Raw genomic sequence first — 21,373 nt, forward strand, 5'->3', positions numbered from 1 at the left:
CTTGAAACCGCCAGTCTGCCTACGGCGAGCGCAAAACCGACCGTATCTTGACCGGAACGCCTATTCCGGTCAATACGGCAAAATGGTCGTTCATAAGCCGCGCTTCTTTGATTTCTCTGGGCTGGAGCCGATTCAAACAAACGTTTGTATTGGACGCTCAGAGTGGTGTAGATATAATGCGCCGCCTAGAGAGAAAGGTGGTTTGTCCATTATTACCCTTGACGTTAACGTAAAGGCAATAACGGATACGACACCAAACCTCCAAATTAGAAAAAAAACTGTTGAGCCTTGAGTAGGAGATAGCCTGTGGAACGCGAATACATGGAATTCGACGTGGTCATCGTCGGTGCCGGCCCCGCTGGCTTGTCCGCCGCCTGCCGCTTGAAGCAGAAGGCCGCCGAAGCCGGTAAGGAAATCAGCGTCTGCGTGGTCGAAAAAGGCTCCGAAGTCGGCGCACACATCCTTTCTGGTGCCGTGTTCGAACCACGCGCTCTGAACGAACTGTTCCCGGACTGGAAGGAACTCGGCGCCCCGCTGAACACTCCGGTCACCCGCGACGATATTTTCGTGCTGAAAAACGCCGAAAGCGCGCAGAAAATTCCTGACTTCTTTGTGCCCAAGACCATGCACAACGAAGGCAACTACATTATTTCCCTGGGCAACCTGTGCCGCTGGCTGGCGCAGCAGGCTGAGAACCTGGGCGTGGAAATCTACCCGGGCTTCGCTGCTCAGGAGGCCTTGATCGACGAAAACGGCATCGTGCGCGGGATCATCACCGGTGATCTGGGCGTCGACCGTGAAGGCAATCCGAAGGAAGGCCTGTACACCCCGGGCATGGAACTGCGTGGCAAGTACACGCTGTTCGCCGAAGGCTGCCGTGGCCACATCGGCAAGCAACTGATCAAGCGCTACAACCTCGACAGCGAGGCCGACGCCCAGCATTACGGCATCGGTCTGAAAGAAATCTGGGAAATCGACCCGGCCAAACACCAGCCTGGCCTGGTGGTGCACACCGCCGGCTGGCCGCTGGACATCATGGGCACCGAGAACACTGGCGGCTCGTTCCTCTATCACCTGGAAAACAACCAGGTGGTGGTTGGCCTGATCGTCGATCTGTCCTACAGCAACACCTACCTGTCGCCGTTCGACGAGTTCCAGCGCCTCAAGCACCACCCGGTGCTGGCTCAGTACCTGGAAGGCGGCAAGCGCGTCAGCTATGGCGCCCGCGCGATCTGCAAAGGTGGCCTGAACTCGCTGCCGAAGATGGTTTTCAAAGGTGGCGCGCTGATCGGTTGCGACCTCGGCACCCTGAACTTCGCCAAGATCAAGGGCAGCCACACCGCGATGAAGTCGGGCATGCTCGCCGCTGAATCGGTGGCCGACGCTCTGTTCGCCGAGAAGGATGGCACTGAAGAACTGACCACTTACGTCGACGCGTTCAAGAAGAGCTGGCTCTACGACGAACTGTTCGCCAGCCGCAATTTCGGCCCGGCGATCCACAAGTTCGGCGCCATTGTCGGCGGTGGTTTCAACTGGCTGGACCAGAACATCTTCGGCGGCAAACTGCCGTTCACCCTGCACGACACCAAGCCGGACTACGCGTGCCTGAAGCTGGCGGCTGACTGCAAGAAGATCGACTATCCGAAGCCGGACGGCAAACTCAGCTTCGACAAACTGAGCTCGGTGTTCATCTCCGGTACCAACCACGAAGAAGAACAGCCGTGCCACCTGAAGCTGACCGACCCGAGCATCCCGATCAGCAAGAACCTGCCGCTGTACGACGAACCGGCGCAGCGCTACTGCCCGGCCGGTGTCTACGAAGTGATTACCAAGGAAGACGGCGAGAAGCGCTTCCAGATCAACGCCCAGAACTGCGTGCACTGCAAGACCTGTGACATCAAGGACCCTTCGCAGAACATCACCTGGGTCACGCCGGAAGGCGCCGGTGGCCCGACTTACCCGAATATGTAAGTCGTATTGCTGAACAACAAGGCTCCCATATTGGGGGCCTTTTTGTTGCCCACGATATGGGAGCCGCACCAAAAATCCCTTGTGGGAGCGAGCCTGCTCGCGAATGCGATGGATCATCCAGAATAGATGTCGACTGATACACCGCATTCGCGAGCAGGCTCGCTCCCAGGAGAACCTATTGCCAATTCAGGCAGCGCGTTCATCTCCGGGGCTACGCTCGAAGTAGCGTTTGTACTCGCGACTGAACTGCGACGTGCTCTGATACCCCACCCGATGCGCCACCTGCGCCACACCCAACCCCTCGGCGATCAGCAAGGTCTGCGCCTTGAGCAGACGCAGGCGCTTCAGGTACTGCACCGGCGACAGCAACGTGCTGCGTTTGAAGTGCTCATGAAAGGTCGACACACTCATGTTCGCGCAACTGGCCAGGGTTTCGACGTTCAGCGGCTCGGTGTAATGCGCATGCAGATGACTGATCGACGCTGCCACGCGCGCGAACTGCCCCTGCTGCTCCACCAGCGCTCGCAACACATCGGCCTGCGGCCCGCGCAGCGCGGTGAACAACAATTCGCGCACCCGCGAAGGCCCGAGAATCTGGCACTCCAGCGGATCGTGCAGGCAGCTCAGCAAGCGTTCGACACAGCCGCGCATGTCATCGTCGAGCACCACCGAAGTCATCGACTCCGGGGTCTGCGCCGGAATGTGTCGCCCCGGCGCCAGCCCCATGGCCAGCACCAGCTCACCGAGCAGCACCCGGTCAATCGCCACCGACACCCCCAGCAATGGTGCGTCCGGCAAGGCAAAGGTTTCGCACTCGAACGGCACCGGCAGCGCCTGAATCAGGTAGTGCCCGGCGCCATACTCCATGGTGCGCGGACCGAGGAACGCCAGTTTGCTGCCCTGGGCGATGATCATCAGGCTTGGCTCATAGATGTGCGGGCCACGCGCCACGTCGCAACTGGCGCGCAACACCTGCACGCCGGGCAGTCCGGTCTGGCTGTAACCGTCGCGGAGCGCCAGCGGTTCGATCAGCGAAACCAGCGTGGCATTGGCATCAAGATGGCGGGTCAACTGCATCGGAGGGGTCTTCAAAAAATTCACGGAAAAAGGCATGCAAGCATCATCGCAGATCCTTTTGCCAATGCGCTCGCCCAGACCCGCATGCCGGAGGATTAGGCATGAGACCCGGAGGAATCGTCATGGCCGGACCGGTGAACGGCGCCCAGAATGCGCCACCTCACCCGTCACTGCTTCTGCGAGGTTCATCATGTACACCGCTATCGGTTATGCCGCTCAATCGGCCACCACTCCCCTCGCCCCGATGAAATTCGAACGCCGCAGCCCTCGCGCTGACGACGTGGCGATCGAAATCCTGTACTGCGGCGTCTGCCACTCCGACATCCATCAGGCGCGCAACGAATGGGGTATCGCCGTCTATCCGCTGATGCCCGGCCACGAGATCGTCGGAAAAGTCACCGCCATCGGTGCGAACGTCACCCAACATAAAGTAGGCGATCTGGTCGGCGTTGGCTGCATGGTCGACTCCTGCCGCACCTGCGCCGCCTGCCAGCAAAACCTTGAGCAATACTGCCTCGAAGGCCCGACCATGACCTACGCCACCCCGGATCGGGTCGATGGCAGCAACACCATGGGCGGCTACTCGGACAGCATCGTCGTCAGCGAGCACTTCGTGGTGCGCATCCCGGAGAAACTCGACCTGGCCAGCGCCGCGCCGATCCTCTGCGCCGGCATCACCACCTACTCGCCGCTCAAGCACTACGGGGTCAAGGCCGGCGACAAGGTCGGGATTCTCGGCATGGGCGGCCTCGGCCACATGGGTATCAAGTTCGCCAAGGCGATGGGCGCAGAAGTCACGCTGTTCACCCGTTCGGCGAGCAAGGCCGAGGAAGGCCGTCGTCAGGGCGCCGATCATGTGATCGTCTCCACCGATGCCGAACAGATGGCCGCCGCCGCGGGCCGGTTCGACTTCCTGCTCGACACCATTCCGGTGCAGCACGACCTCAACCCGTACCTGCAAACCCTGCGCTTTGATGGCGTGCATATTCTGGTGGGACTGATCGAGCCGATCGACCCGCCGGTGCATGCCGCCAACCTGGTGCTGGGCCGCCGCGTACTGGCCGGCTCGTTGATCGGAGGCATCGCAGAAACCCAGGAAGTGCTGGATTTCTGCGCCGAGCACAGCATCACCTGCGACATCGAAATGCTCGACATCCGCCAGATCAACGAGGCTTACGCGCGCATGATCGCCGGTGACGTGAAATACCGCTTCGTGATCGACATGGCGACGCTCAAGGTTTAAGGCTTCAGACCTTCAAGCCAAGCTCCGCCGACAGCCGGGCTGTGACCCCTTTGATCAGGGGGATCAGCTCGGCCATTTTTTCCAGCGGCATGTACGGCACGGTGCTGGCGATGCTGATCGCCGCCACAATGCGCTTGCTTGCATCGCGAATCGGCGCCGCCACGCAGCGGATCGACGGTTCGTTGTCTTCCAGATCGAAGGCGTAGCCACCGGCTACGTACTCGGTCATGCGCTGCTCAAGCTGTTCCCACGACTGTTGGGGATGCTGCGGCCAGAACTGACTTTTCCCACCCGCCGGCAGACTGATGTCGTACAGCCGCTGCCAATCCTGCGGCGCATCGTCGAGCATCAAGGCCTTGCCGATCCCGGTGCGCGCCAACGGCATCCGATGGCCGACCCGCGAGCGCATTTCCGGGCCATTGCGCCCCGGATTTTTCAGCAGGTACAAAACCTCGTCGCCTTCACGAATACCCAGATGCACGGTGTCACCGGTCAGCGCCGACAACTCGTCCAGATACGGCCCGGCCAGGCTCACCAGCGGTAACTCTTCGCGCGCCTGAAACCCCAGCTCAATCAACTTTGGCCCGAGCAGATAGCCGATTTGCGGCACCACGCGCAGGTAGCGCTCGTCCACCAGGCAACTGGCCAGACGATGGGTGGTGCTGCGCGTGGTGCCGATCAGCCGGGCGATCTCTTTCAGATCGCGGGCGCCACTGGCCACCGCCTGCACCACACCCAGTCCGCGGAGCAGCGTCTGGGTGCCGGTGGGTGCGGCGTCCTTGGTTTTTTCCGGGGCGTCTTCCTGCATATCCAGCCTTTACCGTTGAGCGAGGGAACGGGCGGCATTATGGTCGCCCGACGCGGACCACTACAACTCGATACGTTCGACCTTGCCTACCAACAGCACGTAGGACAACGCGCCGATCAAGGCCAGCACGGCGATATAGGTGATCGCCGGGGCAAACGAATCGCCGCTGGCGAGGAAGCCGATGACGATCGGCGTGGCAATCGCCGACAGGTTGCCGATGAAGTTGAACACCCCTCCGGTCAGGCCCAGCAAGCGCGCCGGCGCCAGCGTCGAGACCAGCGACCAGGTGATCGACGCCAGCCCGTTGCCGAAAAACGCCAGCGCCAGGAAGGCGATCACCAGCGGCGTCGACTCAACGAAGTTGGCGCCGATGATCGAGGTGGAAATCAGCAACCCGCCGATAATCGGCAACTTGCGTGCAAAGCCCACGCTGCAGCCACGCCGAATCAGCAAGTCGGAGAAGAACCCCGAACACAGCACGCCGATGAACGCGGCAAGGAACGGCAGCGACGCCAGCAGGCCGGACTTGATGAAGTCCATGCCACGATATTTCACCAGGTAGGTCGGGAACCACGTGAGGAAGAACCACAGCGTCGAGTTCAGGCAGAACTGGCCGAGGTAGATGCCCCACAACTTGCGCCTGGTCAGGACGATACCCAGATCAGTCCAGCTGAATCTGGCTTTGACCTTGGCGGTGTCGGCCTGGATATCCACCAATCCGCCGCCCTCGCGGATCAGCTCGATTTCACCTTCGTTGGCGCCCTTGAAATCTCGCGGTTCGCGATACACCGCGTACCAGATCGCCGCCCAGACAATCCCGGCCGCACCGGTGGCAACAAACACCATGTGCCAGCCGAACTCATGTTGCAGCCACGCCAGCACCGGGGTCAGAAACGCCAGTCCGACAAATTGCCCGGAGGTGTAGAAACCAATCGCCGTCGCCCGTTCACGCTCGGGAAACCAGGTGGTGACCACACGGCTGTTGATCGGATAAGCCGGGGCTTCCAGCGCGCCGACCGCCATGCGCAACACGAACAGCGCAATGAAGCTCGCGGCAAAGCCGAGCATCACCGTGGCCAGCGACCACAGCAACAACGCAACGCTATAGAGGATGCGCGGTGGCACGCGATCGACCAGCCAGCCGCCGGGGATCTGCATCGCGGCGTAGGTCCAGCCGAACGCGGAGAAAATCAGCCCGACGTGAACCGGATCGATCCCCAGTTCACTGGTCAGCGCGGGGGCGGCAATCGACAGGTTGCTGCGGTCGAGGTAGTTGATGACCACGGTGATGAACAGCAACACCATGATGAAAAACCGCTTGCGGCTGGGCGTGACTAAAGACGCCTGCCCGGTGAGGGTGTGCGGTGGCATGGGGAGTGCCTCTTCTTATGATTATTTGAGGTCATTGACGCAAATCTCCCATCCATGGAGATCAAAACCGTGGGAGCGAGCCTGCTCGCGAAGGCGTCGGATCAGTCACATTGATGTCGGATGTGACATGGCATTCGCGAGCAGGCTCGCTCCCACAGGGGAATACAGGTGATTCAGGGACTCACCACTCGGCAAAGCTGCCATCGGCATGGCGCCAGATCGGGTTGCGCCAACGGTGACCGACGGCGGCGCGTTCGATCACGTATTCCTCATTGATCTCGATGCCCAGCCCCGGCCCGTTCGGAATCTTCACGAAGCCTTTGTCGTAATCGAACACCCGGGGGTCCTTCACATAGTCGAGCAAGTCGTTGCTCTCGTTGTAATGGATGCCCAGGCTCTGCTCCTGGATAAACGCGTTGTAACAAACCGCGTCGAGTTGCAGGCACGCCGCCAGCGCAATCGGCCCCAGCGGGCAATGCAGCGCCAGTGCCACGTCGTAGGCTTCGGCCATGTTGGCGATCTTGCGGGTTTCGGTGATGCCGCCGGCGTGGGAAGCATCCGGCTGGATGATGTCGACGTAACCTTCGCTCAATACGCGCTTAAAGTCCCAACGCGAGAACAGCCGCTCACCGAGCGCAATCGGCGTGCTGGTCAGCGGCGCCAGTTCCTTCAGTGCCTCATAGTTTTCGCTGAGCACTGGCTCTTCGATGAACATCAGTTTGTACGGGTCGAGTTCCTTCATCAGTACCTTGGCCATCGGCTTGTGCACCCGACCATGGAAGTCCACGCCGATGCCGACGTTCGGTCCGACCGCGTCACGCACAGCGGCGACGTTGGCCAGTGCAAGGTCGACTTTCTCGAAGGAATCGAGGAACTGCAGCTCTTCGGTGCCGTTCATTTTCACCGCGGTAAAACCACGGCTCACCGCCTCTTTCGCCGCCCGTGCGGTGTCGGCCGGACGGTCGCCGCCGATCCACGAATACACGCGGATCTTGTCACGCACCTGACCGCCGAGCAGATCGCTGACCGACACGCCGAGGGCCTTGCCCTTGATGTCCCACAACGCCTGGTCGATACCGGCCAGCGCACTCATGTGAATCGCACCGCCACGGTAGAAGCCGCCGCGGTACAGGACGGTCCAGATGTCTTCGATGTTGCGTGGGTCTTTGCCGATCAGGTAGTCGGACAATTCCTCGACGGCAGCAGCGACGGTGTGGGCGCGACCTTCGACCACGGGTTCGCCCCAACCGGTCACGCCCTCGTCGGTTTCAACTTTGAGGAAGCACCAGCGCGGCGGCACGATGAAGGTGGTGAGTTTGGTGATTTTCATCTTTTTGTCTCTCTTATAGATGCAGCGCACGCGGCGCCAAAAAGTCTTAGCGAAGCGCTTTCCAGGCGGCCACGTAGGCCTTGGCATTTTCCGCCACTTGCTGCGGCGTCATGCCCGGTTTGAACAGGCCGGAACCCAGCCCGAAACCTTTGACCCCGGCATCGATGAATGCCTGCATGTTGTCCGGCGTGATCCCGCCAACCGGTGCCAGCACCGTCCCCGAGGGCAACACCGCGAGCCAGGCCTTGACCACCGCCGGCCCCATCTGCTCGGCCGGGAACAGCTTGAGAATGTCCGCGCCCTCCTCCAGCGCCGCGAAGGCTTCGGTCGGCGTAGCGACACCCGGCGACAGGTACAGCCCAGCCGCTTTCGCTGCGCGCAGTACCTTGGCGTCGCTGTGCGGCATGACGATCACCTGGCCGCCAGCGGCTTTCACCTGCTCGACCTGTTCTGCGGTCAGCACCGTGCCGGCACCGATCAGGCAATCGGCGGGCAAGGTCTGACGCAAGATGCGGATACTTTCATACGGCGAAGGGGAATTGAGCGGTACTTCGATGACGCGAAATCCAGCCGCATACAGGACTTCTCCGACAGCGGCAGCTTCCTGCGGATGCAGGCCACGCAGAATCGCGATCAGACCGTTTTGTGCCAGTGTTTGCTTGAGCATGTCAGGCCTCCAGTCAGGGTTAACGGGATGAGGAATCGAGCAGTCCGGCGGCGAGCGCCAATTGCCACAGGCCACGCTCGGTGGCTTGTTCGGCGAGGGTCACGCGGTCGAAACCGCAGGCGTCGAGCGCACGGCTGTAGCGGGCGCAGAGTTGCGCGTTGCCAATGAGGATGATCGAGGGAAGATCGGGATTGTTACGGCGACGGCGTTGCGCGTCAGCCAGTGCCGCCAGTTCATGGCCGATCATCAGCCCGGACAGGTAATCCGCTTGCACCGTCGGGGCCAGTTCGCCGGTCAGGCCCAGGGTGCGCGCACTGAACAGCGTGGAAAGCACACCCAGTTCGCCGTCCGCCGACAGCGCCACCTGCACGCCACGGTCAAACGCCAGACCATCGAACGTCGCCCCCTGTTGCTGGGTACGCCCGAGAATGCTGTGCTCACTGAGCACAGCGAACACTTCGCCGGTCATGAAGGTATCGAAATGCGTGATGCAGCCATCGACCACCTCCACCCACTTGGAATGGCTGCCCGGCAGGCCGATCAACAGATCACCGCCCGCCTCGGCCGGCAGGTTCTGCAACACGCCGAGGACCTGGGTTTCTTCACCGCGCATCACGTTCGGCAGACGCGAACGCTGGATCACGCCCGGCACGATATGCACCCGCGTGCCACGCAGACTGACCAGTGTCTGTAGGGAATTTCCGAGATTGGCGACATTCGCCGGTGTTTCGCAGTAAGCCGCTTCGCGCCAGCCTTGGGCGCTGCCGACCATGCCGCAGGCGATTACCGGGAGCTCCGGCTGCGCCTCGAGCCAGTCGCCACACGCGTCTTCGAAGGCCAGTTCAAAACCGTCGGCGCATTCACGACCGTTGATGACTCGCGGCGTCTTGGGCAACTGCATGATCCCGGACGACAGCGCACGCTGCTCCAGCACCACACCGCCCGCCGCGAGTTTGTAAGCACGTAATGAGGTCGTCCCCCAATCGAGCGCGATCAATTGCGCCTGCATCGCTTCACCTGTTTTGTTTTTGGCAGTGAGTGCGACGGACTATAGACCTCTCAGACTTAAAATCTCAATATGTAATTTTACATCCCATATTGTGGGACTACATCAGCCCATTTTGTCCAGCGCTGAACGACATCCAGATTGTTGTTGATCAGGATCCTCACTGTTTCGTACTCGCTGAATCCCACCTCATGTGTACGGCCCTTGTCGTCAGTTACTCCGGGCTCCCGGCGTCCGTCAGCGCGAATAATGGTGTACGCCGCGAAGGGCGCCGGGTTTTCCTCTGAACCTGAAACAACCTTCAGTTTCGTGTTGTTCGGCGCAAACGAGGCCAGCATGCCGGCATAGGGCACGTCACTACAGAGTCCAAGGCTGTCGATCTGGTCATATCCCAGCGCCAGGTCATAACGCCAGCGCACGATGCACACTGAGGCAAAAGGCAGCAACGACTTTGGTTGGTCGGGCTGTTTGAGCGAAATACGCGCAGGTGCCACGCGCGGATGTTCTATTGCGGCAATGAACCGCAATGTGGGCATGTACATGACTTTCGAGTAATACGCCACGAACGGGAACGCGGTTATGACCACCTTGCACGGAATGTATTCCTGCGGTTTGAGGATCTGCACCAACTCAACCGGTCGGATGTGGTTACGTCCGTCATTGACGGCGTGATTCTCGACACTGATGTTCGCGAACATCTCATAGCGACGATCGCCCTCGATCAAGCGCATGCCGCTGACGATTCCCGAGGCTTCCAGGACGATTTTATGTTCGATGGAAAAATCCGGATCGCCATTCAACGAACAATGGATCCAAGTACCAATCTGCCCTCGTCGCCCATGATCCTCATACAGGTCAATGAGGTTTCGGTCTGAGGTGAAACGCAGGTCGTAAGAGGAAGATATCTCGTGATTGATCGAGACAAATTCAAGCCTCGCAGGGGGCACATCCAAGTGCATGCAGGAGGAACACAACGCAAACAAACAAACCAAAAGCAACCTTGCCATTACCACTCCAAAAGCCAACTGCTGGGCACGTCATCGAAAACTGTCGTAGTCCGACAAGGCAGAAAAAACATCTGCAACGGGGATGAACAGTGATTTGGTGTAATACGCTTCATAACCCGTTGCCGTAACCACCACTTTGCACGGAATCATTTGTTTATCTTTCAACAAGCCTTTTATGGCGTCACGACTCAAGTAATGTGAGGTCCTTTTCTTTTCACCAACGTCCTTGAAAGCAATGCTCGCGGTGTATCCGAATCCGGCTGTATGCAAACGCTGCTTATTTTCCCTGACCAAACCCATTGCTGCTTTCGATATCGTATGTTCAATGGAAAAGTCAGTGTCATCACCCAGGGCGCAAATGAATACCTGGTCAAAGCTGTTCGCTTTCTTTTCCCGCCAGAAAATCTCCAGCAGTTCCACATCCGAATTGAAATTGACCTCAAAAAAAACGCTTTTCGAGCGCGGTGTGATCGATTCATAGCCCAAAGTCGCAGGCGTGATGTCATGAGACTTTGCGCAGGCAGCGCAAAATAAAGAAACAGCGATCAGCAGTACCCATCTCATGCACCTTCCCTCAAATAACCAGCAATTGAATTCGCCGACAAATCCAATGCCGACTGCCCGCACTCCAGGCGGGACTCATACAATCTCAACGCCGAGTAGTGGTTAAATTTGACGATCCCCATGACATCGGGGCCCGATTCAATATCCCACTTGCCCCCTACCCAAGCGACAACGTCAGTTCGATCCATCTCGTCAGGCTCGGCTCGAACGTTGATCCAGGTCTGCGCCTTGGGGGTTGGCTCCGACCAGTAAATATCGGAAATCAACGCCACCATCACACCTTCTCCTACAGGATCCAGAGTGACTAGCATTTTCACGATATAACCTTTATCGGTCAGAATCTGCGACAAATGTGCGCCGTTCCACCCGCCCAGACTATGACCAACGATGTAGACATGCGCAGACTTGTGAGGCAGCTTCGAGAATACAAACTCCTCCAGATCGGCATCCCCTTTTACATCGTTGTATCCCATGTAATAGGGTTGGAATTTTCCGCCATAGCTCGTACCCAAACGACTCTGCAAAGCTTCCATGGCCCGCAACGTGTAGTTGCTCGGCCCGTCTCCGTAGTAACTTTCCGAATCGCCAGCACCGCCAATGAAAAAGGCTACAACCTCTCTGGCAAGCGTCACGGGTTTGACCGTCTTATCCTCTTTTGTCGTCAACTCATGACTGGCGACCAGTCTCCCGATGCATCCTTGAACGGCTCCGGATTGAGCACCCATCGGTATTACTCCACGTACAGTTTGATAGTTTCTTTGAGGTGCGAACTGACGGTGTGGGTATGCCCCCCGGCATCAGTGACGCCTCGTTCCAGCGATCCATCCGCCCGCTCGATGACGTAGGCAATATAGGAGAGTGGTTCACCGCTGTTTTCATCAACAATCTGCATTCGATCATTGAAATGCACAGGCATCGGCAACAACCCGCTAAACGCCGCCCCACCGCCGCTCTGCCCAATAATCACCGTCCCCGAGCCACCGACCACGACATTGCCGTGGCCTCCGGTGCTATCGAGCGTGGCCGCGTTCAGGCCGTTGATGAATACGGTGCCGGAAACGGCGCCGGTGATCGGGCTACCACATGCCGATTTATCGGTCATGCGCGCGGCGGCGAGGCCGTCGAAGAAGACGTCGGAGGAGCCGGAAACAATCGGGTTGGTGCCATGGCCTGGCAGTGGGCAGGCGGTCGGGTCGGTGACGCGTGCAGCGGGTTTACCACTCAATTCAAAGCTCCTTGCTTCAGGGGTTCCGGGGACGGTTGGTGGAGATCGACGTCGGTCGCGGCGAAGCGCCAGCGGTTGTCGACGGGGTCGAACAGGGCGTGGCAATGCTCACGGCTGTCGGGGGATGCGGCGGTTTGCAAGTGTCGCCAGGCTTCGTCGGTGTGCCAGGCCAGTTCGGCCGGCGAGGCGTCGTCGAGTTCGTTGAGCCAGGCGTTGTAGTGGCGCAGGTGATTGCGCTCGTAGGTCGATTGCAGCAGATCGGCCATTTGCACGCCGAGGTCCAGATGATGCTCGGCAGTCCACTGGCCGATCTTGGAATAGACGTACCAGCCCATCGGCACCAGCGCGTCGTCCTTGAGCAAAGAGTCGCCGGCCGGGGCGACGAAACCGCAGCTGACGTGCAACGTCAGCCAGCCTTGCTGCGCGTCGATAAACGCATGCGGCTCAAACTGGCGCAACGGGATCACGCGGTAGTCATCAAGGCCGGCGCTGCGCGTCATGAGTTCGGCATCGAGCCGCGACACAAACGCGCGAATGGCTTTGCCACCCGTGCGGTTGACGATGCACAGGATGTCTACCGGTTGACGCTGAGGGTTGTCAGAGCAGCCTGAGTTTTTCACCAGGCCGTACAGACGCATTGACGCTCGCAGTCCGCTCATCGCCGGTCACTCATTGACGCAGCGAAGGCTCCACGGGCGTGGAGAAATTGTGCCAGAGGCATTGCAGATGTCGTCCGTGAGCGCGCAAAAATGGCGCGTAGAATGCCGGACTAGAGCGGTGACGGCAATCGATTCAACATTGGATTGCCATCATTTACCTCAGCCCTCGGCAAACTCGCGCAACACCTTGCCATCCATGCGATAGCGCACCCACTCTTCCTGCGGTTGCGCCCCCAGGGATTTGTAGAACTCGATGGCCGGGGTGTTCCAGTCCAGCACGCTCCATTCGAAGCGCCCGCAATCATTGTCGCAGGCGATTTTCGCCAGATGCCGAAGCAGGGTTTTGCCGGCACCGCCGCCGCGTTGTTCGGGGGTGATGTAGAGGTCTTCGAGGTACAGGCAGTTGCTGCCGAGCCACGTCGAATAGCTGAAGAAGAACACCGCAAAACCGATCGGCACAGCGTCGCGCAGGCAGATCAGGCCATGCGCCGTGGCGCCTTCGCTGAACAGGCTGCGTTCGATGTCGGTGACGCTGGCGATGACTTCGTGGCGGGCCTTTTCGAAATCTGCCAGTTCGGTGATGAAGGCGAGGATTTGCGGAGCGTCGCTGGGGGTCGCCGGGCGGATTTCGATCGTCATGGACGGGCCTTGTCGGAAAAGGGAAAGCGCCATACTAAGGCCGGACGCGGCGCTCGTCACATGCCAATACACAACCTGTCTATTACAGTGGCGAGGGGATTTATCCCCGATGGGGCGCGAAGCGGCCCTGACCAAGGGACTGCTGCGCAGTCCATCGGGGATAAATCGCCTCGCCACAGAAGCGCAACTCAACTTGAAAGGACACTTATGTCTGCCAGCGTTTTTGCCCCTCTGATCACCCTCGCCAGCGAACTGCTGCCCCACGCCCTCGAACCCTCCGACGACGGCGCCCACGACCTCGCTCACCTGCAACGGGTCTGGCACAACGTGCGCACCTTGCAGGCCAAGGAAGGTGGTGACGTTGAAGTGCTGCTCGCCGCGGTGTTGCTGCACGATTGCGTGGCTGTCGAGAAGAACTCGCCGCTGCGCTCGCAGGCTTCGCGTCTCGCCGCCGAGAAAGCCGCAAAGGTGCTGGCTGAACTGGATTGGCCCAAAAGCAAAATCGCCGCCGTCGCCCACGCCATCGAAGCCCACAGTTTCTCCGCCGACATCACCCCGCTTACCCTTGAGGCGAAGCTCGTCCAGGACGCTGACCGGCTCGATTCATTAGGCATGCTTGGCGTCGCCCGTACCTTCTACGTCGCCGGGCGCATGGGCAGTGCGCTGTACGACCCGCTCGACCCCGAAGCCAAAGCACGCGACTACGACGACAAACGTTTTTGTCTCGATCATTTCCAGACCAAACTGCTGCACCTCGCCAAGGGTTTCCAGACCAGAGCCGGTCAGCGGCTGGCACAGATTCGTCATCAGCGCCTGCAGGGTTTCATGGAGCAGTTCAAGGAAGAAATCGGCATCGTCTGAGGCGGTTACTCCGGTGCGCAGTGATCCTGACTTCAGCAAGCTCGCACCTAACCCGCGCGCCTGCCGTGATAGATAGATGAGGCTCAATTCTCCCGGTCAAGGAACCGCGTCATGCCTCAAGCGACACCCCAGGTCTCGGGCCGACTGTTCGGCCTGTTCTGCCTCGCCAGTTATCTGTTGTCACTGTCTTACGGCTCGACGTTTCTGCTGTCGTTGCTGATCGGCTCGCGCGGTGGCAACGAGCACGATGCCGGCAGCGTGATCAGTGCAGCGATGCTCAGTACATTCGTCGCGGTGCTGGTGTCCGGGCACTTGTCCGATCTGCTCGGAGCGGCGCGTTCGATTGCCTTGTTCGGCCTGCTGCTGGTAGCGGCGAGTCTGGGTTTTGCGCTGACGCCGGGGTTCGGTGATCTGCTGCTGTTTTTCGGTTTGCTGCTGGGGTTGGGCTGGGGTGTTTTCTATACGCTGGGGCCGATCATCGTCGCCAGTCTGGTGAGTCCGGCGCAGCGGGCGAAATACTTTGCCTTGCTGTCCGGCAGCATGATGACCGGCATCGGCAGCGGCCCGTTGCTCGGGCGAGCAGCCAGTGCGTTGGGTCTGCCGCTGACCTCGGCGTTTTATCTGGCCGCGCTGGCGAGCCTGATCGGCGTGCTGTTGTTCTGGCAACTCGGCGCAAAGCTGAAAAGCGCGCAGACCACAACGGCTGCAAAAATCACTTGGCAAGCGACCATTCAAGTGCTCGGATCGCGCGCCCTGTTTCCGATCATCATGGTCGGTTTGGGCGGCTGCGTGTTCGGCGGGCTGTCGAGCTTCCAGACCAGCTACGCCGCCGCCCACTCACTGGATTACTCGTTGTTCTTTGTTGGCTTCATGAGCGCGGCGATCGGCAGCCGAATGTTGATCGCAGGCTTTGTGGTCAAACGTGATCCGCTGTGGGCCTCGTGCCTGCTGTCGGGGCTGATGCCGGGTTCGATCATGCTGTTCGCATTCGGCGTGCACAGCGGCTTCAGCTACCTGCTGGCGGCGGTGCTGCTGGGTGTCGGTTATGGACTGACGTATTCGGTGATCAATGGCCTCGCCGCCAACGAGGCACCCCACGGCACCACGTCCCAGGCCCTGCTGCTGTTCAGTCTGTCGTACTTCATTGGGGTGTTCGGTTTCCCGTTATTGGCCGGGAAAATCATCGTCGACCAAGGCATGTCGACGCTGTTGCTCACCGTGCTTGGCGTGGCGCTGACGAACTGGCTGATCACGGTTGGCCGTTTGCTCTGGCGGCGCCCCCCTTTCAACTCTGTACGGGCAAGCTAGACCGTTCGTCGTTCATCAGGCACCAATCCAGTTCAAGGGCAGACCAACGACAGGTAAGGATTCCAATCACTGGAGATGCCCTATGATCCCGTCAAGGTTGACTGCCCTCGTTTTCACCGTCCTGCTCTGCCCCGCGGCCTTCGCCGCCACCGCAGCAGGCACCGGCCCGACCGATCCGGTCGAACGGCCCAAAGCCCCCGCCATTCAAAGTGCCCCCGGTATGAATACCGACGGTTCGGGTGTCGAGAACGCCCTGCCACCGGCTACCGGCACCGACCCACGTACTCAGGGCAACGACCCGGGACGTCAGGGCGGCACCTCCGGCAACCCTGTTCCACCTGACAATTCAGGTGCCGGCATGGGCTCGAAAACCACCACCGGTGGTTCGGGCTCCGAAGGCACCGGTCAGTAGTTCGCCGACGCGAGCGTCCTATTCACATCCATGAAGAGGTAACCATGAACGTCGATAAAAACCTGGAAAAAGAAGTCCTCACCCGCCTGCTGCACGCCCATCCGAGCGGACTCGGCAAAGAGGTGCTGGACAACTATCGCGGTGAGAAAGTCGTGGCCAGCGCCCTCGCCGCCCTGCAGGATCGCGGGCTGATTCACCATGGTCATGTGATCTGCAACGAGGCTGGCGAACACTCGTTGAACCTGCCGATCAAGCTTAGCGCCGCCGGTGTAGAAGCGGCGCGCAAACTGGATCTGCAGTAATGTCCCGGCCGTTTGCTGCCTGCGCGGTGAACGGCCATATCTGCCAGCAACAGGAGCAATCCCATGGCTCGTGGAAGTAAAGACGCCTACACCGCCGAGCAAAAGCGCAAGGCGCAGCACATTGAAGACAGCTACGAGAGCAAAGGCCTGTCCAGGGACGCAGCCGAGGCCCGCGCCTGGGCGACAGTGAATAAACAGTCGGGCGGCGGCGAAAAGGCCGGCGGCTCGGGGCGCAAGAAACCAGCGGGCGCCAAGTCCGAGGCTCGCAAGGAATCGGCACGACGCGCGGTGGCCACCCGCGAGGGGCATGCGCGTGACAGCAAGGCTTCGCGGGAAGTGCAGACCGTTGACAGTTTGAGGAAAGAGGCGCGGGACAAACAGATTCCGGGGCGGTCTACGATGCGCAAGCAGGCGTTGATCGAGGCGTTGCGAAAAGCCAGTTGATTTTTGTTGTGAGGCGGATGGCCTCTTCGCGAGCAAGCCCGCTCCCACAGGGGGATTTGTGAACGACGCAAATCCAATGTGGGATCGAGCCTGCTCGCGAAAGCGGTGGATCAATCGCCGCAGGACTCGCGGATAAACACATCCACTTCGCCAGCCCCTGGCGCAGTCGCCGGCCCCCAGCGCGTCACTGCCAAAGCCGCCGCCGCATTCGCCCTTCGCGCCGCCTCAGGCGCCGTCAATCCCTGCGCCAATCCGGCGACGAACACCCCGGCATGCGCGTCACCCGCGCCGTTGCTGTCCAGTGCTTTCACCGCAAACCCCGGTACATGTTGACGCTCGCCACGCTGATGGATCCAGCAACCCTGCGGCCCGTCGCGCACCACCATCAGCACGTCGTCGGCCAGGTGTTCGGCAAGGCGATCCAGGGCATCACTGATGTCCGCAGCGCCGGTAAATCGCAGCGCCTCGACGCTGTTGCTGGTCCACACATCAATGCGCGGCAACAACGCCTGCATCAGCGGCGAATTCGGCGATTCCACCAACGGCCCCGGATCGAACACCACATGGATTGTCGCCGGCAGCGCCAGCGTCCAGTCCAGCAGCGGCTGCGCCTTGCCCTCATGCAGCAAGCTGTAACCGCTGAGATAAACATAATCGCCCGCCTCGGCCGCGACGCTGTTCAAGTCCTCTTGCGTGACCTCGCCTTCGGCGCCGATGTAGGAAATGAAACTGCGCTCGGCCGATGCATCGGTCAGCGCCACGCACAGACCAGTGTCGCGCTGCGCCGGCTGTTCGATGCCGATGTGAATGCCTTCAGCGTTCATCGCCTGGCGCGCCAGATCGCCGAAGCGCCCGCTGCCGTGGCGACCGAGATAGACCACTGGCAAGCCATTGCGCACGGCAGCGGCCATGACGTTGAAACCGCCGCCGGCTTCGAAAGCGGCCGATTGCGCGAGCACATCACCGCCGACTTGCGGCAGCTGATCCACGGCCATGACCAGGTCGATGATGACCTGGCCGGTGTGCAACATCTTAGGCATGAGCATTCTCGACTTGCGCAGCGCGACGGTCCTTCGCACCGCCGAGGACCCAGTAAATGCCACCGGCAACCACGAAGGTCACGATCCAGCCCAGACCGTTGTGGCCCAGCCACGAGTCGGACAAAAAGCCCTTGAACCAGACGTTCTCGGCGGTGGTGCCGATGGTGGTGAAACTGAAGCCAAGTACGATGGCAATCGCCCACGCACCGAATGCGCGCCACTCGATGCCGCCGTGATACCAGTAGGCGCTGCTCGGGCTGACGTCGAGCAGGTCTTTGGGGCTGTAGTAGTGGCGGTGAATCAAGTCGACCACAAAGATCCCGACCCACGCAGTGATCGGCACCGCCAGCAGGGATATGAAGGTGATGAACGGGCCGTAGAAGCTGTCGGCGATGAGCATGAAGTAGATCGAACCGGCGAAGATCGCGACGATATCCACCACCACCGCGTAAACGCGTTTGACCTTCAGGCCGAGGGTCAGCGTGGTCAGGCCAGCGGAGTACACCGAGAGATTGTTCGACAGCAGCAGCCCGCCGAATGCGGTGATCAGGTACGGCACCGCCATCCACGTCGGCAGCATGTCGCGGATCGCCACGATCGGGTCAGTCGCCGACGCCAGGTCATTGTTGCCCACCGACAGCAGGCCGCCGAGGGTGATCAGCAGCACCAGCGGAATCCCCGCACCGAACGCTGCGGACGCCACCAGGCGCACGGCTTTGACGCTGCGGTGCTGATAGCGCGACATGTCGGCACCGGCGTTGGCCCAGCCGATCCCGGTGCCGGCGGCCATGGTGCCGATGCCGATGATCATGGCGCTCATCGGCGCTGGCGTGGCGTTGAACACCGCGCTCCAGTCGATGGTGGCGCAGAGGAAGCCGCCGACCAGAAGGTTCAGCGCGCCGAACACGTACGTCGCCCACTTCTGGATCACCAGCAAAGTTGCGTGGCCGAGGCCGGAAACCGACAGGGTCAGCAGGACGAAAATCGCAATGAAGATCAGCGTCAGCACCGGCGCACTCTTCGCCTCAACCGGTGAGCCGAACAGGATCGAGCACAGCGACAGCAACACGAACGCTGCCGTGGTGGTGTTGACGGTTTCCCAGCCCAGACGCGACATCAGCGAGACCAGCGTCGGGCCGATATTGCCGCGTACGCCGAAGATCGCGCGCGACAACGTCAGGCTCGGCGCACGGCCACGACGGCCGGCAATCGAGATGATCCCCACCACCGCGAATGAACCGGCAGCACCGATGAGCGCGACGATGATTGCCTGCCAGATCGCCAGCCCGCGAAACGCGACCAGCGTTGCGCCCAGCGGCAGACCGAGAATGGAAATATTGGCGGCGAACCAGACCCAGAACAGTTGCAGCGGATGACCGTTGCACTCGGCTTCCGGCACCGGTTCGATACCCCGGGTTTCCAGTTGCCCGGCGCTTTGCCCGGCGTTTGATGAACTCATGAACAGTGCTCCTGTTTGCCTTTATTGTGGTTGTGGCAATGACGCAAAACGACAAGACATCCCGGCCGTCCTGGGCCTGTCTGTGCGATCCATTGCGGGTGAATATTCAAGATGTGCAGTGCGGCCTTCGCGAGCAGGCTCGCTCCCACACCTGTGGGAGCGGGCTTGCTCGCGAAGGCGTCAGCCCGATCAACGCAGGGTCAAAAGCCCCTGCACCAACGGCTCAAGCTCCAGATGATTGACCGCCTTGACCGTGGCGATCATCGGCGCCGGCCAGCTCTCAAGGCCCAGGCAGGCCCCGAGCATGGCGCCGAGAATCGCCGCGATGGTGTCGGTGTCACCGCCCAGGCTTGCCGCCATGCACAGCGCATCGAACGCGCTCATCTCGCCCACCGCCACTTGCTGTGCCAGGGCGAACGAGACCACCACCGATTCCTGCGACGCCACCGACGTACCGATCACGTCGTACAGCAAATCCGCCAGCAGCGCCTTGTCGCTGTCGACGCTGATGCTGCGCGCCCAACTGATGCGCGAAGCGATGCGCCCACCGGCGACCCAGTGCCCGTGTGCTTCTGCCTGTTGCGCAATCTGCTGGCCGAGGTTCAGCGCCTCGCCCAGGTCCATGCCGTTGATCCCGGCCGAGACCACTGCCGCGACAGCCGCCGCGCTGGAAATCCCCAGCGTGGTGTTGTGGGTGACCTGACAGGCCTGCACCACGGCCGCGATGAAACGCTGTGGATCGGCCACGTCCGCCGCGATGCCCACCGGGGTGATGCGCATCGCGGCGCCGTTGGTGGTGCCGTAACGCCCGGCCTCCTCCGGCGAGTGGCCGGCGAGGATCATTTCAATGGCGCGTTTGGTCGATGGGCCAAGCAGGTCCTGCGAACCCTTGGCCTGCATCTCGGCCTCCCACTCGATCAGCCGTTGGGCGAGCACTGCCGGCTCGATCCGACCTTTGCCTTCAATCAGCAACTGGCCGACCAGAATCGCCTGTTCGGTGTCGTCAGTGATCGAGCCTTTGGGCATGTTGGCGGCGATCGGTTGCAGGGGACCGGCGTCCTGCAGATCGGTGATGCGGCCGAAGCGGGTCTTGATCGTTTCGCGGTTCAGCGATTGCGTCGGCATGCCCAGCGCGTCACCGAGGGCCAGGCCATAAAACGCACCGAGGGCACGGTTGAGCGCGGTCATTTCGATTCTCCAAATTGCAGGTGCAGGCGAAAATGCACCGGGTCGAGCAGGCTTTCGACCTGCTCCATGAACCGGTTCTGCCGGTCGTAAGTGGTGCGCAGGGCCTTGAGGAAAACGGTGCCAACCGGGCGCCCGAGCAGTTCGGCGTCTTCGGCATTCAGCGGTTCGGCGCCGATCCACTGATCGCCGCGCTCGCCGATGTAGCCGTAGGCGGCCAGGGTGATGGTCAGCGAGTTGTCGATCAGACCGACGCGCGGCAGGCTCTCCAGGCCGCCGCTGGCCGGCATCAACGAGCGTTCGAGAGAGACCAGCGTGCCGTCGTTGGAGCGCCGGCGGCGGTCGAGGGTGATGAATCGCTCGGTGCCCAAGCGCGAGAGCAGGTCGGGCCGGGTCACGGCTTCCAGACGCAGCACTTCAGTGTTGATCAACGCCCCGCTGTCGGCCAGCGCCTGCGCCCAGCCGCTGCGCTGGTCGAGCACCACGCCGTCGAACGTGACAATCGAGCCGACACCGCTTTGCGTAGCGATGTAGTTGCGCCGCTTCAGTTCGGCCAGCGCTTCGCGCAACGTGCCACGGCTGACGTTGAATTCCTGAGCCAACTGATGCTCGCCGGGCAACAGAAAGCCGTCCTCCATGAGGCCGCTTTCGATGCGCCGGACGAGTTCGTCGACCACCCGTTGTTTCTTGTCAAATCGTACCTGTCTAATCATGTACAAAGTGATAACCGAAACGGACGCGGTCGAGCAAGGAATATTTGGGGAAGGTGACCAGAGGCGGGAGACCGGCGCGATC

At 60.8% G+C, this 21,373-nt stretch carries 23 protein-coding genes; 7 read left to right on the top strand and 16 right to left on the bottom strand.

Annotated elements, in window-relative coordinates; translation table 11 throughout:
* Positions 1 to 306 precede the first annotated feature (306 nt).
* A complete protein-coding gene (locus AC0J41_RS18145) occupies positions 307 to 1,971 on the top strand; it encodes an electron transfer flavoprotein-ubiquinone oxidoreductase (protein ID WP_025113051.1) in 1,665 nt (554 codons plus the stop codon).
* A gap of 186 nt (positions 1,972 to 2,157) precedes the next feature.
* Here AC0J41_RS18145 and AC0J41_RS18150 read toward each other — a convergent pair whose 3' ends face one another.
* Positions 2,158 to 3,048 carry an AraC family transcriptional regulator gene (locus AC0J41_RS18150; RefSeq protein WP_473013230.1) on the bottom strand — a complete coding sequence of 297 codons (891 nt, stop codon included), beginning with the start codon at positions 3,046 to 3,048 and terminating at the stop codon, positions 2,158 to 2,160.
* A 190-nt stretch (positions 3,049 to 3,238) separates the two neighbouring features.
* On the opposite strand from AC0J41_RS18150, the gene AC0J41_RS18155 reads away from it, so the two are divergent.
* Positions 3,239 to 4,291: an NAD(P)-dependent alcohol dehydrogenase gene (locus AC0J41_RS18155; protein ID WP_473013231.1), complete on the top strand. Its 1,053-nt coding sequence runs from the start codon at positions 3,239 to 3,241 to the stop codon at positions 4,289 to 4,291.
* A gap of 4 nt (positions 4,292 to 4,295) precedes the next feature.
* Here the strand turns inward: AC0J41_RS18155 and AC0J41_RS18160 are convergent, their stop codons facing one another.
* From AC0J41_RS18160 to AC0J41_RS18210, 11 genes are all read right to left on the bottom strand, one after another.
* Positions 4,296 to 5,099, bottom strand: coding sequence for an IclR family transcriptional regulator (locus tag AC0J41_RS18160; protein WP_096794901.1), 804 nt, complete (start codon positions 5,097 to 5,099; stop codon positions 4,296 to 4,298).
* Positions 5,100 to 5,159: 60 nt separating this feature from the next.
* Positions 5,160 to 6,470: an MFS transporter gene (locus AC0J41_RS18165; RefSeq protein ID WP_025113047.1), complete on the bottom strand. Its 1,311-nt coding sequence runs from the start codon at positions 6,468 to 6,470 to the stop codon at positions 5,160 to 5,162.
* A 181-nt stretch (positions 6,471 to 6,651) separates the two neighbouring features.
* Positions 6,652 to 7,800 carry a galactonate dehydratase gene (gene dgoD / locus AC0J41_RS18170; RefSeq protein ID WP_007903915.1) on the bottom strand — a complete coding sequence of 383 codons (1,149 nt, stop codon included), beginning with the start codon at positions 7,798 to 7,800 and terminating at the stop codon, positions 6,652 to 6,654.
* A gap of 46 nt (positions 7,801 to 7,846) precedes the next feature.
* Positions 7,847 to 8,467 carry a 2-dehydro-3-deoxy-6-phosphogalactonate aldolase gene (locus tag AC0J41_RS18175; RefSeq protein WP_473013232.1) on the bottom strand — a complete coding sequence of 207 codons (621 nt, stop codon included), beginning with the start codon at positions 8,465 to 8,467 and terminating at the stop codon, positions 7,847 to 7,849.
* 19 nt (positions 8,468 to 8,486) lie between these two features.
* Positions 8,487 to 9,476: a 2-dehydro-3-deoxygalactonokinase gene (locus AC0J41_RS18180; protein WP_473013233.1), complete on the bottom strand. Its 990-nt coding sequence runs from the start codon at positions 9,474 to 9,476 to the stop codon at positions 8,487 to 8,489.
* Between the two features lie 77 nt (positions 9,477 to 9,553).
* Positions 9,554 to 10,480, bottom strand: a complete 927-nt coding sequence (locus tag AC0J41_RS18185; RefSeq protein WP_473013234.1) for a hypothetical protein — start codon at positions 10,478 to 10,480, stop codon at positions 9,554 to 9,556.
* 30 nt (positions 10,481 to 10,510) lie between these two features.
* Positions 10,511 to 11,044: a hypothetical protein gene (locus tag AC0J41_RS18190; RefSeq protein ID WP_025113043.1), complete on the bottom strand. Its 534-nt coding sequence runs from the start codon at positions 11,042 to 11,044 to the stop codon at positions 10,511 to 10,513.
* Complete coding sequence (locus AC0J41_RS18195) at positions 11,041 to 11,769, bottom strand: alpha/beta fold hydrolase (protein WP_473013235.1); 729 nt, start codon at positions 11,767 to 11,769, stop codon at positions 11,041 to 11,043. The genes AC0J41_RS18190 and AC0J41_RS18195 overlap by 4 nt, the downstream gene beginning before the upstream one ends.
* 5 nt (positions 11,770 to 11,774) lie before the next feature.
* Positions 11,775 to 12,269: a PAAR domain-containing protein gene (locus AC0J41_RS18200; protein ID WP_473013236.1), complete on the bottom strand. Its 495-nt coding sequence runs from the start codon at positions 12,267 to 12,269 to the stop codon at positions 11,775 to 11,777.
* The gene (locus tag AC0J41_RS18205) at positions 12,266 to 12,928 is read right to left on the bottom strand and encodes a hypothetical protein (protein ID WP_473013237.1); all 663 of its coding nucleotides are present in this window, start codon (positions 12,926 to 12,928) and stop codon (positions 12,266 to 12,268) included. The genes AC0J41_RS18200 and AC0J41_RS18205 overlap by 4 nt, the downstream gene beginning before the upstream one ends.
* 159 nt (positions 12,929 to 13,087) lie before the next feature.
* Positions 13,088 to 13,567, bottom strand: coding sequence for a GNAT family N-acetyltransferase (locus AC0J41_RS18210; RefSeq protein WP_025113039.1), 480 nt, complete (start codon positions 13,565 to 13,567; stop codon positions 13,088 to 13,090).
* 207 nt (positions 13,568 to 13,774) lie between these two features.
* Between AC0J41_RS18210 and AC0J41_RS18215 the strand changes: the two genes are divergently transcribed.
* From AC0J41_RS18215 to AC0J41_RS18235, 5 genes are all read left to right on the top strand, one after another.
* Positions 13,775 to 14,428 (top strand): HD domain-containing protein, encoded by a 654-nt coding sequence (locus AC0J41_RS18215; protein ID WP_473013238.1) that lies wholly within the window; start codon positions 13,775 to 13,777, stop codon positions 14,426 to 14,428.
* Positions 14,429 to 14,539: 111 nt separating this feature from the next.
* Entirely contained in the window at positions 14,540 to 15,736 is a 1,197-nt protein-coding gene (locus tag AC0J41_RS18220; RefSeq protein ID WP_025113037.1) for an MFS transporter, read from the top strand.
* Between the two features lie 82 nt (positions 15,737 to 15,818).
* Entirely contained in the window at positions 15,819 to 16,148 is a 330-nt protein-coding gene (locus tag AC0J41_RS18225) for a hypothetical protein (RefSeq protein ID WP_025113036.1), read from the top strand.
* 44 nt (positions 16,149 to 16,192) lie between these two features.
* Positions 16,193 to 16,450 carry a hypothetical protein gene (locus tag AC0J41_RS18230; RefSeq protein ID WP_473013239.1) on the top strand — a complete coding sequence of 86 codons (258 nt, stop codon included), beginning with the start codon at positions 16,193 to 16,195 and terminating at the stop codon, positions 16,448 to 16,450.
* Between the two features lie 63 nt (positions 16,451 to 16,513).
* The gene (locus tag AC0J41_RS18235; protein WP_473013240.1) at positions 16,514 to 16,894 is read left to right on the top strand and encodes a Rho termination factor N-terminal domain-containing protein; all 381 of its coding nucleotides are present in this window, start codon (positions 16,514 to 16,516) and stop codon (positions 16,892 to 16,894) included.
* A gap of 110 nt (positions 16,895 to 17,004) precedes the next feature.
* Here AC0J41_RS18235 and AC0J41_RS18240 read toward each other — a convergent pair whose 3' ends face one another.
* The 4 genes from AC0J41_RS18240 to AC0J41_RS18255 form a co-directional block, all read right to left on the bottom strand.
* On the bottom strand, positions 17,005 to 17,934 hold the full coding sequence (locus tag AC0J41_RS18240; protein ID WP_473013241.1) for a PfkB family carbohydrate kinase: 930 nt from the start codon (positions 17,932 to 17,934) through the stop codon (positions 17,005 to 17,007).
* On the bottom strand, positions 17,927 to 19,393 hold the full coding sequence (locus AC0J41_RS18245; RefSeq protein ID WP_473013242.1) for a purine-cytosine permease family protein: 1,467 nt from the start codon (positions 19,391 to 19,393) through the stop codon (positions 17,927 to 17,929). The genes AC0J41_RS18240 and AC0J41_RS18245 overlap by 8 nt, the downstream gene beginning before the upstream one ends.
* Before the next feature lie 189 nt (positions 19,394 to 19,582).
* Positions 19,583 to 20,581, bottom strand: a complete 999-nt coding sequence (locus tag AC0J41_RS18250; protein WP_473013243.1) for an ADP-ribosylglycohydrolase family protein — start codon at positions 20,579 to 20,581, stop codon at positions 19,583 to 19,585.
* On the bottom strand, positions 20,578 to 21,291 hold the full coding sequence (locus AC0J41_RS18255; protein ID WP_473013244.1) for a GntR family transcriptional regulator: 714 nt from the start codon (positions 21,289 to 21,291) through the stop codon (positions 20,578 to 20,580). The genes AC0J41_RS18250 and AC0J41_RS18255 overlap by 4 nt, the downstream gene beginning before the upstream one ends.
* Positions 21,292 to 21,373 lie beyond the last annotated feature (82 nt).

The sequence above is a fragment of the Pseudomonas sp. Arb-4-2C genome, assembly GCF_055755015.1.

Bases quoted from the DNA above. Each gene is read 5' to 3' on its own strand.
- AC0J41_RS18180 (WP_473013233.1), bottom strand. From the start codon at position 9,476: ATGCAGGCGCAATTGATCGCGCTCGATTGGGGGACGACCTCATTACGT.
- AC0J41_RS18250 (WP_473013243.1), bottom strand. From the start codon at position 20,581: ATGACCGCGCTCAACCGTGCCCTCGGTGCGTTTTATGGCCTGGCCCTC.
- AC0J41_RS18185 (WP_473013234.1), bottom strand. From the start codon at position 10,480: ATGGCAAGGTTGCTTTTGGTTTGTTTGTTTGCGTTGTGTTCCTCCTGC.
- AC0J41_RS18245 (WP_473013242.1), bottom strand. From the start codon at position 19,393: ATGAGTTCATCAAACGCCGGGCAAAGCGCCGGGCAACTGGAAACCCGG.
- AC0J41_RS18215 (WP_473013238.1), top strand. From the start codon at position 13,775: ATGTCTGCCAGCGTTTTTGCCCCTCTGATCACCCTCGCCAGCGAACTG.
- AC0J41_RS18205 (WP_473013237.1), bottom strand. From the start codon at position 12,928: ATGAGCGGACTGCGAGCGTCAATGCGTCTGTACGGCCTGGTGAAAAAC.
- dgoD (WP_007903915.1), bottom strand. From the start codon at position 7,800: ATGAAAATCACCAAACTCACCACCTTCATCGTGCCGCCGCGCTGGTGC.
- AC0J41_RS18235 (WP_473013240.1), top strand. From the start codon at position 16,514: ATGGCTCGTGGAAGTAAAGACGCCTACACCGCCGAGCAAAAGCGCAAG.
- AC0J41_RS18225 (WP_025113036.1), top strand. From the start codon at position 15,819: ATGATCCCGTCAAGGTTGACTGCCCTCGTTTTCACCGTCCTGCTCTGC.
- AC0J41_RS18210 (WP_025113039.1), bottom strand. From the start codon at position 13,567: ATGACGATCGAAATCCGCCCGGCGACCCCCAGCGACGCTCCGCAAATC.
- AC0J41_RS18165 (WP_025113047.1), bottom strand. From the start codon at position 6,470: ATGCCACCGCACACCCTCACCGGGCAGGCGTCTTTAGTCACGCCCAGC.
- AC0J41_RS18190 (WP_025113043.1), bottom strand. From the start codon at position 11,044: ATGAGATGGGTACTGCTGATCGCTGTTTCTTTATTTTGCGCTGCCTGC.
- AC0J41_RS18150 (WP_473013230.1), bottom strand. From the start codon at position 3,048: ATGCAGTTGACCCGCCATCTTGATGCCAATGCCACGCTGGTTTCGCTG.
- AC0J41_RS18160 (WP_096794901.1), bottom strand. From the start codon at position 5,099: ATGCAGGAAGACGCCCCGGAAAAAACCAAGGACGCCGCACCCACCGGC.
- AC0J41_RS18240 (WP_473013241.1), bottom strand. From the start codon at position 17,934: ATGCCTAAGATGTTGCACACCGGCCAGGTCATCATCGACCTGGTCATG.
- AC0J41_RS18195 (WP_473013235.1), bottom strand. From the start codon at position 11,769: ATGGGTGCTCAATCCGGAGCCGTTCAAGGATGCATCGGGAGACTGGTC.
- AC0J41_RS18155 (WP_473013231.1), top strand. From the start codon at position 3,239: ATGTACACCGCTATCGGTTATGCCGCTCAATCGGCCACCACTCCCCTC.
- AC0J41_RS18175 (WP_473013232.1), bottom strand. From the start codon at position 8,467: ATGCTCAAGCAAACACTGGCACAAAACGGTCTGATCGCGATTCTGCGT.
- AC0J41_RS18255 (WP_473013244.1), bottom strand. From the start codon at position 21,291: ATGATTAGACAGGTACGATTTGACAAGAAACAACGGGTGGTCGACGAA.
- AC0J41_RS18230 (WP_473013239.1), top strand. From the start codon at position 16,193: ATGAACGTCGATAAAAACCTGGAAAAAGAAGTCCTCACCCGCCTGCTG.
- AC0J41_RS18220 (WP_025113037.1), top strand. From the start codon at position 14,540: ATGCCTCAAGCGACACCCCAGGTCTCGGGCCGACTGTTCGGCCTGTTC.